This window comes from uncultured Anaerococcus sp., assembly GCF_947253225.1.
Taxonomy (GTDB): domain Bacteria; phylum Bacillota; class Clostridia; order Tissierellales; family Peptoniphilaceae; genus Anaerococcus.
Map to the genome: position 1 here is coordinate 37,945 of NZ_CAMXYR010000001.1, position 9,998 is coordinate 47,942.

The following is a 9,998-nucleotide window of genomic DNA, read 5'->3' on the forward strand; positions in this document are numbered from 1 at the left end:
CCTTAAGTTAAGAGCTTTCCTCTGAGATTTTAGGCTTAGGAAGCCCTTATTATTTTCTACGCCTTTTTATTTACTATTTTTTACTTCTTCATACCTAAAGCAAGTTACCAAGTGGCAATTTATAAGACCTACTGCCTCCATAAAGGAATGTATTATTGTTGGTCCTACAAAGGTGAACCCTCTTTTTTTCATATCCTTGGCAAGTTTTTCTGAAAGAGGCGATTGGCTAATTATTTCGCCTTCCTTTCTTCTGTAGTCGATTTGTTTGTCCACAAAAGTTTCCAAATACTTATCAAAAGATCCAAATTCTTCTCTAAGCTCCATAAAAGCTCTGGCATTTTTAACCAAGGCTCTTATTTTTAGCCTATTTTTTATTATCTTATCATTGGAAAGAAGTTCCTTTACCTCATCTTCCCCATAGAGGGAAATTTTTTCATAGTCAAAACCATCAAAGGCCCCTCTCATGGCCTCTCTTTTATTAAGAATCGTATCAAAACTAAGACCTGCCTGCATAAATTCAAGAACTAGCATCTCAAAAAGATAAGAATCTTCGTGATGCCTAAGCCCATATTCTTCATCATGGTAGGCTCTTAGCAGGTCAGACTTCACCCATTCACATCTATTTTTCATCTAGGCTAGGGCAAAATAAATAAACACGATTATGGAAAGAATTATCCTATAAATTCCAAAAGGAATGAAGTCGTTGTTTCTGATGTAGGCCATAAATTTTTTGATAACTACATAGGCTACTGCAAAACTTAGGACCATTCCGACAAGGATAAGCCCCCATTGGTAGATGGTAAAGCCAGAAAAGTTCTTGACTACCTTTAGAGCAGTTGCTCCAAGCATAGTTGGAATAGCGAGGAAGAAAGAAAATTCTGCCGCAGCTTGCCTTGATAGACCGAGAATCATAGCACCCATAATTGTGGCTGCTGACCTACTTGTCCCAGGGACCATAGCCAAAGTTTGGAAAAATCCTATAGCTATTATAGTCCTATAAGGAACTGTGGCTAGGTTGTCATAGGCGAAGCCTTTTTTATTCCTATTTTTCTTCTCAACAGAAATAATTACAAGACCCCAGATAAGAAGCATGGCTGCTACTACCATGGGCTTGAAAAGATACTCATCAATCAAATCATCGAACAAAAGACCCAAGGCCATGGCAGGAAGTACTCCAACAACCACTCTTTTCCAAAGTTCCATAGTTTTTGGGTCAGGATGACTTAGCCTAAAGTAGGCCTTGGATTGGATGTTGAGCTTTTGGTAATTCTTTGGAAAATATTTTGCTGTTTTTTCCCTATCCCAAGGATTAAGTTTTTGAAAGTAGATTACCACAACAGAAAGGATGGCTCCTAGCTGGATAATAATATTGAAGGCATTGGAAAAGCCTTCTGGATTTAGCTTTACAAATTGATTTACCAAAATCAAGTGACCAGTTGACGATACTGGTAGAAATTCTGTAACACCCTCTACTATAGAAAGGATGAGAACCTTAATTAAATTTATAATCATTCAAATTCCTCCATGAACGAATGTTTTTCTCCTCCGATTTGATAGCCCAAGACCATATCGCAATTGACATTTTCTGCAGACCTTAGGATAGATTTTTCCACTTCTGGATTATCTTTTTTCAAATCTCTGATAAGTTCCTTAATTTTCTTTCTTGTGTAAGATTCGCTAGACTTAGTTACTGTACAAGCACAATCGAGAGCCATAAGCCCCACATGGTCTCTCCACTTCTTTATATCATCTTCGTGGGCATAGTAGAGAGGTCTAATCAGTTCCATTTCCTCGAAATTTTGTGCCTTTAGCCTTGGCTTCATAGTCTTGAAATTACCAGCATAGAGGACATTCATCATAGTTGTTTCAATAACGTCATTCATATGATGGCCGAGGGCAATCTTGTTACAAGCAAGCTCTTTTGCCTTGGCATAAAGAAAGCCCCTACGCATTCTCGCACACATATAGCAAGGATAGGCTCCCTTGGTGATTGACTCTGCCACCTCAAAAACCTCTGAATCATAAATCTCAGCTGGAATCTTTAAATATTTTAAATTCTTTTCTAATAAAGCTCTATTGGGCCTATCATAGCCAGGGTCCATACAAATATAGCAAACATCAAAGTTAACCTTAGAATGTTTGTGCAATTCTTCGATAAGTTTTGCCAAAAGAAGAGAATCCTTACCACCAGATATGGCAACAGCTATCTTATCCCCTTCATTGATTAGGGAAAACTCCTTTACAGCCTTAATGAAAGGAGACCAAAGCTCCTTCCTGTACTTTTTAATAATCGATCTTTCTATTTCTACAATTTCCATCATAACTCCACTATTTTGGAAGGTCTGTATCTCTCACACACCTCCAACTGTATATCTTTTTTCGTATCAAGCCCCATCTGGGTCAAGTAATTGTCGACAGTAAGCCTTGAAAGCTCAGGTGTATTGTTGGTATCTGATAGGTGGGAGAGAAAGACTTTCTCCTCCTTGCCAACCAAGGCATCTGCCAAAGCCTCCGCAGCCTGGTCATTTGACAAATGACCCCTAGCCCCCATAACCCTAAGCTTGAGATTATGAGGATATGGCCCCATCTTCAAGGCTTCGAGGTCGTGGTTGGCCTCCATATAATAAATATCCGACCCCTTAATCTCATATGCCATCTTCTCATCTACTAGACCCGTATCTGAAAGAATAGTTATCTTCTTATTATCCAAATAAAAAACATAAGCGACTGGCTCATTGGAATCGTGGTGGATGCCTATGGGAAGGATGTCCATGGACCTAAAATTTAGAAACTCGTTAGTCTTAAATACCTTGATGTTTTCATCCTTTAACTTCTTAGCCTTCTTAAGAAATCCCTTCCATGTTCCCGCATTGGCAAAAATCGGGATATCGTACCTCTTTGACAAGACACCAGCCCCTTGGATGTGGTCGTTGTGCTCATGAGTTAGAAAAATCGCATCTAACTCATGAGCCTTTTCCCCAACCATCTCCATAAGTCCTTCGATTTTCTTGCCTGAAAAGCCAGCATCAACCAAGATTTTTACACCCCTATGGTCGATAAAGGTGCAATTGCCAGAAGAACCTGACGAAAGCGTAACAAACTTAGTCATTTAGACAAAAATACTCCTCCAAAAATTTGGCAATGGAAGGCTCGTTATTAGAGCCAATCACATAAGTTGCGACATCTTTTGCCTCATCTTTCCCAGAGCCCATAGCAACACCAACCCCTGCAAAATCAAGGCTTTTTATATCATTGATCCCATCACCAAAATACATAAGCTCATCTGCCCTAACTGCTAGCTTTTCACAAAGCTTCTTTAAAGTTTCGGACTTGCCAGCATTTTTATTCAAAACTTCCATAATATGAACTTCATTTCTCATAAGCTTATAATCTTTCTTAAGAACTTGTCCATATTTTTCATAAATGCTATCCAAGACATAAGGTTCTCCAGCTATGGCAATTCTTGAAATTCCATCCTCTATATCCTCGAACTTCTCAAACTTCATCCAAGCAAGACCAACTTGAGCCTGATCTTCCAAAAATCCTCTGTTAGGAACTTCCTCATTAAGATACAAATAATTCTTAGTATGGACAGAAACTTGGACATCCTCATCTCCAAGAAGAGCTAGGACTTTCTCATAGTCTGCCTTGCCCAAAGGATTGGAAATAAGAGCCTTGCCATCAGCATTTCTCCTTACAAAGGCCCCTGTCCCACAGATGCTATAATCATCAAAACCCATAAGGTCCAAAGCCTGCCTTACCTTCCACATGGCGTTAAAAGTCCTCCCAGAGTTAAGCACAACCCTAATTCCTAGAGCCTTTAGCTTCTTGATTGCCTCTATATTTTCACTAATTAATTTCCTATCATCATCTATCAAAGTCCCATCAATATCGAACACAACTAACTTAATATCTCTCATTGACAACTCCTTTAGCTTAAAAAAAGTGTAAGTTCCCCTACACTTATAGACTCTATTATAATACTAGAAATGGACTGATTTTCAATCAAGAAAGAGCTAAGCCTACCCCACAAGTTATTAAAGCTATTCACAACTTCTACTTGCAAGCTAACTTGCTATTTGAAAATTCTAATCCCTTCTTCCTATAATAATTAAAAAATAAACATTTTTTTACATTCTTATTTAAAATGGTATAATACAAGCTTGTGATACTTTATATACTAAGGAGAAAATAACTTTGACTAATAGAAAAAAAGACATACTCATAAGTGGTCTTGCCCTTTTTGCTATATTTTTTGGGGCAGGCAACTTAATATTTCCACCCTACTTGGGAGTAATAACTGGTTCAGGCTGGCTTATCACCATGATTGGTTTCCTTCTTGCAGATCCTGTTATCCCAATTTTGACAGTAATAGTTACAGCCTTTGCTGGAGGCCACGCTGTTGATATAGGCAAAAGAGTGGGCGATAGATTTTCAAAAATCCTAACCCTAGCTGCCATCATCTGCATAGGACCTGCCTTTGCTATTCCACGAACTGCAGCAACGACCTACGAAGTTGGCTTCAAGGCCTTTTTCCCTAACCTTCCTATCTGGGTCGTAACTCTGGTATTTTTCACCATCACCTTCGCCCTATCCTTCAAGGAAACGAGCGTTGTAACCATAATCGGCAAATACATAACTCCTGCCCTCCTCCTCTTCCTTCTAATAGTGATAGTAAAAGCTATCCTTAGCCCTATCGGCAGTCCAGTTGATGTGCCAGTCAAAGAAGGCTACTTTGTTAAAGGCTTCTATGAAGGCTACCAAACTCTCGATGCCTTTGCCTCCCCTCTTTTTACAGGAATAGTCGTAGCCGATCTCATAAGAAAGGGCTATGGTAAGGTTAATAGGAAAGAAAAACTATCTTTTATAATAGCAGTCGGCCTTGTAGCCTCAACTTTCCTAAGCCTAGTCTATGGAGGACTTACCTATCTTGGAGCAAGTGCCAGCGGCCTATACTCCTCAAGTGATTCTCGTGTCGAAATCTTGGTAAGCCTTGTCTACACCCTCCTCGGTAAATTCGGTAGATTTGCCCTAAGCGTATCGGTAACCCTCGCTTGCCTAACCACAGCAATTGGTCTTACCTCATCAGCAGGAAACTTCATCGAAGAAATCACCAAGGGTAAAATCAAATACCTTTACACAGTTGTTGGAGTTACAATAATAAGCTTCCTACTCTCATCCTTGGGAGTAGATGCCATAATAAATCTTGCCGTTCCAGTCCTAAACATTGGCTACCCAATAATAATCTCTCTCGTTTTCTACATGATTTTCGAGAAAAAAATCCCCTACAACATGGCCTACATCCTAATGGTAAGTGGAGTAATGCTTACAGCTTTCATAGAAACTTTTGGCGAAAAAATCGGTCTTTCCAATCTTACTAACCTTATCAAGACCCTTCCCCTAGCAAAATTTGGCTTCACCTGGTTTCTTCCTTCCCTGGTCTTCTTTATCCTAGGTATAATCCTCGGCAAACTCGGCCTTGGCAAGAAAATTTCAATAGAAAATAGGTAAAAAAATAAACGCAAAATCTTGCGTTTTTTTTATTGCATAAATACAAACTTGCTAATATCAAACATCTTAAATATAAGAATCTCCTTAGTAAAACCCATCTTCTTTAGCTTAGGTCTTTGTTGCCTATTCGCCAACAAAATTACTAACCTTCCTTTTATACCTATCCCTTATTTTATCCTTATATTTTGTCAGAAAAATAAGGATTATAAAATAAACATATATCGAAAATACAAGCCTAAAGCCACCCCTTAAAAAAAGAGTAGAATAGCCACCCTTATTTATTTTTAAATAAGCATCCACCTTGACCCATAGCCTTTCGCCAATAATGTTTGTAAAGGCCGTACTTATTATCGCAAGCATGGCTTTAAACTTATCCCCTATAAACTTATTATCATTAAAATAATTTATCCCGAGGTATTTTTTGACATCCTCCTTGTCCAAACTACTCGTTGTATAGGTAACAATAGCTAGAATAATGTTGTAACTTTCATTCCCATCCAACATTCCATACAGAATTGAACCTATAATAATAAGAAGAATAAGCCTATTAAAATACAAGGTTATCAAAGACCACGAAAAGATAAAACCTGCAAAAGAAAATGTTATAATATAGCCCAGCAGTCCATATGAGTATTTCATATACACGATAGGTCCTGAAGATACCAAAGAAAAAATCAAAAAATCCCACAACTTCCACTTATCTAAAATTTTTTTATCATCCCTCAGGATAACATAAATAAAAGAAAAAGGAAGTAGAATACTCATCACAACTAGCATACAGACTGAAGGACTTGCCTCAGCAAAATTTATTGCCCCCAACATTTTGTAAGCCACTAGCCCTGTACTTGCCAGCATAGCTAACTCACATAGCCTGAAAATACAAATAATCACATACTTAAAAAAGTTAAAAATTTTTTTCATTGAACCTCCCTACACCTACAAAATTTCTTCTAAAAAATATTAGTGGGCTATTAAGCTTATCCTAGTTCACTCCAAGTTTACTTCCACCCTTATTCTCTTGCCATATTCTTAGGATGGGAATCTTCCTTACTATTCTCTTCTATAGCTAGGTCCGTCCTAAGCCTATATAAATAGCCAATATAGAGGTCAAAACAATTTGCCTTGCTATACAAATACAAGTCTTTGGCTTTGTTTTTCTGGAAGTCTTCCAGCAAGCTATTAAAGAGAATGGAAATAAAAAATAAGACTATTATCATAAACCCATAAACTATTAAATCACCCTTGGTCTTTATGGTAATAATAGCACCCAAGATGAGGGTAGAGAGAGATTTGAAGGTGGGGAGGGACTGGATAAGGGTATCAATCCAGTCGTTCTTAACGGCGCCTGAAATATCTTTGTAGTAGAGAGCCTCGTCTATAAGACTTGATATAATATCTGCCTTGTACCAGTTTTTCTTATCGAGCAAGCCCTTTAAATGTTTGTAAAAGTCATTTTCTTGCTCCATCTTAAATTGGTCTTTGAAATTATTATATATTAATAATAAAACAAGAAAGAGGAAAAATAAAGACAAGATAGCAAATAATATGGAATTAAACATGTAGGATACAACTAGTATGACAAAGTCAATGACATAGATAGCAATTAACTTTTTAGAAGTGGATACATATTTCCCTTTCTTCTCATCCATATATTTATAAAATTCATTAAACAGTTCTATTGCCTTACTTACTTCAGCACTTTTATTATCTTTATTATTATCTTTATTGTTTTCTTTATTATTTTCATTCATAAGTCCTCCCGAATTATTTATCTAAGCACTTAGTTAAAGTTTCTTAGTCCAAAGAAAAGGGGCATATGCCCCTTTTTGGTTTTGTGTCTTAGTTGACACTTATTTGTTAGAAATTAAGCTTCTTGGTATTGGCTTTTTCTGTAAGCTGAGTAAGCGAATGCCATGATTGCAACACCAGCTACGATAAAGATTAGAGATCCGATACCACCTGTTTGTGGGATGGTTACAGTTCTGTTGACAACTTGTTTAGCGTTGTTAGCTTTATCATCTTTTTTGTACTTAATATTTGTATCTGTGTCTGTGCCTTTGGCTACTGTAAATTTTTCGTCATTTCTCTTAGCATAGCCCTTTGGAGCGTCAATTTCCTCTAGTTTGTAGTCACCATACTCAAGACCATTGATTTCGAATTGACCTTTTTCGTTTGATACTAAGATAACTACTCCAGCATCTTTTGAACTGTCTTTCCATTCATATCTTATGCCAGCTGTTTTGAATGCCTTGTTGTAAGTATCCTGAGCTTCATTAACTGCTTTTACTAATTTAGCCTTTTCTGTATCGTCTTTTCTTTCGTTATATTTTTTAACAGCATCATCTAGGGCAGTTTTAGCTGTGGCAAGTTTTTCTTGTTCTGCTTGAACAGTATCTACAGATTTTGCAGCAAGGTATTTCCCATCATTATTTTTAACAACGAACTTAGCTCCTGCTAGTCTGTCTGCATCTTGAACTTCGGCAGGTTTCTTTTCTGTTGTCTTAACGAATTTCTTTCCACCTACAACTACTTGAGGAACAGTTGGTGTTAGTGGTGGTGGGTTGGTATTGTCTTTCTTGTTTGTGATTGTTACTTGGCCTGCTTCTGTTGTTGTATATTCAGGGTTGTATCCTGCCACACGTTCTTCGATTGTCCAACCTGTTGCATCTTCTCCTAGACCAGAGAATTCACCGGCAAATAGTCCTGTTACGGTAAATTTAATGCCATCTCCTAAGTCAATTGGGTCGTTGCTTGCTTTATTGGCAACAGTAAGAGCAACTGAGTAAGCTTTATCACCTTTTCTTAGTGTATAAACTAATTTGAGGTCTTTTGCATTTGTTTCAGATGGATCTTCTGCATCTGCTAAGTCTTTAATTTTCTTTGTTACTTTAACTTTACCATCTTTTGGTGTTACATCTTTTGGAGTGTGTTTGCTACCTGGTTTGTGGCCATATTCTAATGTAACGTTGTTCTTTTCTGGTTGATCAACAACAGCTGTACCATTAACTGTTGCAGAGTATTGAATAGTGATTGTTACATCTTTTCTTTGTACGCTGTCTGTTTCAGTTACTAGAGTAACGTCGTTGATTTTCTTTAGACCAGCAGGTGTTAGTTGAAGTCTGAAACCATTGTCATCTTGTACTAATTCATAGTCAGTTGTGTTATCGAAAGTTATATTATTATCAGCTGTGATTTTAAGGTCTTTATTGAAGGTTAGACCATTGGTCATGATATCGTTCCAGGTTAGGTTTTCGTAAGATGTTCCTTTTTCTATCTTAGTTTTAACTTCGTAAGGAATCTTCTTACCAACTTCAGCCTTTGCTGTTGCTTTTTTCTTATCCCAGTTATCTACATTAGCTCCAACGCCGATGCCTGCATTTTGGTCAGCTTCGTCAAATCCTGCAGCCTTTTCTAATTCTTTTTCATTATTAGTTGTATCAGCTTTTTTAAAGTTCTTGTCGATTTTTGGTTTATCTTCTGTGTTCTTTGGATAAACATGTGCGTCTATTACAGTACCTAATTTGTTTGCCAATGGAAGGGTGATTTCTACTGGAACTGCTTTTTGGTCAACAATTGTTTTTCCGTCGTTTTTGTAAGTAGATTTTTCTTTAACTTCGTCGATTACAAAAGCTCCCTTTAGTTTTGATGTATCAAACTTAATACCTGCGCTATTCTTTGTAAGACCACCGAAGGCTTCATCAATATTTGTTGTGAAAACTAAGTCGTCTCCATTAAATTCAGGAGTCATTACATCATTAACGACTTTACCCTTAATATATTGGGCTACTTTCTTTTCTCCTACTGTGGTTGTTTCTTTACCCTTAACTTTCCATGCAAAGAATATATCATTTGCTTCGTGAGCAGTATGGCCAGTAGTTAGAAACTTCTTGAGTGCATCAAGATTTTGTGAACCATCGTATCCTTTTTCTTCGATAGCCTTTGAGTCCCAAGCTTTTAATTCATCCTTAGTCATCATAAGCTTATGAAGAGTAACTGTTTTTGTAACAGCTTTTGGATCTTTACTAATGTTAGTATTAACATCTTCAGCCGCTTTTGCACTTGTGAATGGTGCTACTAGGATGCCTAGTACCATTGCTAGTGCAGTGAAAATTGAAAATAATTTGTTTTTCATATCCTCTCTCCTTTTTTAAAATTTTCAATTTGTCGATATAACCTATGTATAGGCTCCCCTCTCGGCCAACTATCAACGGGATTGGTCGAGTGAATGAATGTTTCATTCCTTTTATATAATCCCCACTTGAAGTGGGGCTTACATACATCTTCCTTGACCCTTGGGTTAAGGTTTCTTGCAGGTGGGGCTTGGGTATTGCCTTTTTTACCTGCCTTCTAGTACAGTTTGCATACTATATAATTATTATATCAGATTTTTATAATTTGTGTATAGTTTTTTTGAATATTTTTATGTTTATTTATTTCCTACTAGATACTAATAAAAATCTTTTATATTTTTAAGTGGTTGTTAGCTC

At 37.1% G+C, this 9,998-nt stretch carries 9 protein-coding genes; 1 reads left to right on the forward strand and 8 read right to left on the reverse strand.

Annotated elements, in window-relative coordinates; all coding sequences use genetic code 11:
* Positions 1 to 66: 66 nt before the first annotated feature.
* From Q0W95_RS00200 to Q0W95_RS00220, 5 genes are read right to left on the reverse strand one after another with little or no spacing between them, the layout of a single operon-like run.
* Positions 67 to 630: a DNA-3-methyladenine glycosylase I gene (locus Q0W95_RS00200; protein WP_297788276.1), complete on the reverse strand. Its 564-nt coding sequence runs from the start codon at positions 628 to 630 to the stop codon at positions 67 to 69.
* Positions 631 to 1,512 (reverse strand): undecaprenyl-diphosphate phosphatase, encoded by an 882-nt coding sequence (locus Q0W95_RS00205; protein WP_297788278.1) that lies wholly within the window; start codon positions 1,510 to 1,512, stop codon positions 631 to 633.
* Positions 1,509 to 2,318 (reverse strand): ATP-binding protein, encoded by an 810-nt coding sequence (locus tag Q0W95_RS00210; protein WP_297788281.1) that lies wholly within the window; start codon positions 2,316 to 2,318, stop codon positions 1,509 to 1,511. Before Q0W95_RS00210 ends, Q0W95_RS00205 begins: the two co-directional genes overlap by 4 nt.
* Positions 2,318 to 3,109 carry an MBL fold metallo-hydrolase gene (locus tag Q0W95_RS00215; RefSeq protein ID WP_297788284.1) on the reverse strand — a complete coding sequence of 264 codons (792 nt, stop codon included), beginning with the start codon at positions 3,107 to 3,109 and terminating at the stop codon, positions 2,318 to 2,320. Before Q0W95_RS00215 ends, Q0W95_RS00210 begins: the two co-directional genes overlap by 1 nt.
* On the reverse strand, positions 3,102 to 3,920 hold the full coding sequence (locus Q0W95_RS00220; protein WP_297788286.1) for a Cof-type HAD-IIB family hydrolase: 819 nt from the start codon (positions 3,918 to 3,920) through the stop codon (positions 3,102 to 3,104). The genes Q0W95_RS00215 and Q0W95_RS00220 overlap by 8 nt, the downstream gene beginning before the upstream one ends.
* Before the next feature lie 277 nt (positions 3,921 to 4,197).
* Between Q0W95_RS00220 and brnQ the strand changes: the two genes are divergently transcribed.
* The gene (gene brnQ / locus Q0W95_RS00225; RefSeq protein WP_297788289.1) at positions 4,198 to 5,511 is read left to right on the forward strand and encodes a branched-chain amino acid transport system II carrier protein; all 1,314 of its coding nucleotides are present in this window, start codon (positions 4,198 to 4,200) and stop codon (positions 5,509 to 5,511) included.
* 123 nt (positions 5,512 to 5,634) lie between these two features.
* Here the strand turns inward: brnQ and Q0W95_RS00230 are convergent, their stop codons facing one another.
* The 3 genes from Q0W95_RS00230 to Q0W95_RS00240 all read right to left on the reverse strand — a co-directional run bounded on the left by Q0W95_RS00230 (position 5,635) and on the right by Q0W95_RS00240 (position 9,643).
* Positions 5,635 to 6,432 (reverse strand): hypothetical protein, encoded by a 798-nt coding sequence (locus tag Q0W95_RS00230; RefSeq protein WP_297788291.1) that lies wholly within the window; start codon positions 6,430 to 6,432, stop codon positions 5,635 to 5,637.
* A gap of 89 nt (positions 6,433 to 6,521) precedes the next feature.
* Positions 6,522 to 7,262 (reverse strand): hypothetical protein, encoded by a 741-nt coding sequence (locus tag Q0W95_RS00235; protein ID WP_297788294.1) that lies wholly within the window; start codon positions 7,260 to 7,262, stop codon positions 6,522 to 6,524.
* Positions 7,263 to 7,375: 113 nt separating this feature from the next.
* On the reverse strand, positions 7,376 to 9,643 hold the full coding sequence (locus tag Q0W95_RS00240) for an isopeptide-forming domain-containing fimbrial protein (protein ID WP_297788297.1): 2,268 nt from the start codon (positions 9,641 to 9,643) through the stop codon (positions 7,376 to 7,378).
* Between the last annotated feature and the right edge of the window lie 355 nt (positions 9,644 to 9,998).

Bases quoted from the DNA above. Each gene is read 5' to 3' on its own strand.
- Q0W95_RS00200 (WP_297788276.1), bottom strand. From the start codon at position 630: ATGAAAAATAGATGTGAATGGGTGAAGTCTGACCTGCTAAGAGCCTAC.
- Q0W95_RS00205 (WP_297788278.1), bottom strand. From the start codon at position 1,512: ATGATTATAAATTTAATTAAGGTTCTCATCCTTTCTATAGTAGAGGGT.
- Q0W95_RS00210 (WP_297788281.1), bottom strand. From the start codon at position 2,318: ATGGAAATTGTAGAAATAGAAAGATCGATTATTAAAAAGTACAGGAAG.
- Q0W95_RS00215 (WP_297788284.1), bottom strand. From the start codon at position 3,109: ATGACTAAGTTTGTTACGCTTTCGTCAGGTTCTTCTGGCAATTGCACC.
- Q0W95_RS00220 (WP_297788286.1), bottom strand. From the start codon at position 3,920: ATGAGAGATATTAAGTTAGTTGTGTTCGATATTGATGGGACTTTGATA.
- Q0W95_RS00230 (WP_297788291.1), bottom strand. From the start codon at position 6,432: ATGAAAAAAATTTTTAACTTTTTTAAGTATGTGATTATTTGTATTTTC.
- Q0W95_RS00235 (WP_297788294.1), bottom strand. From the start codon at position 7,262: ATGAATGAAAATAATAAAGAAAACAATAAAGATAATAATAAAGATAAT.
- Q0W95_RS00240 (WP_297788297.1), bottom strand. From the start codon at position 9,643: ATGAAAAACAAATTATTTTCAATTTTCACTGCACTAGCAATGGTACTA.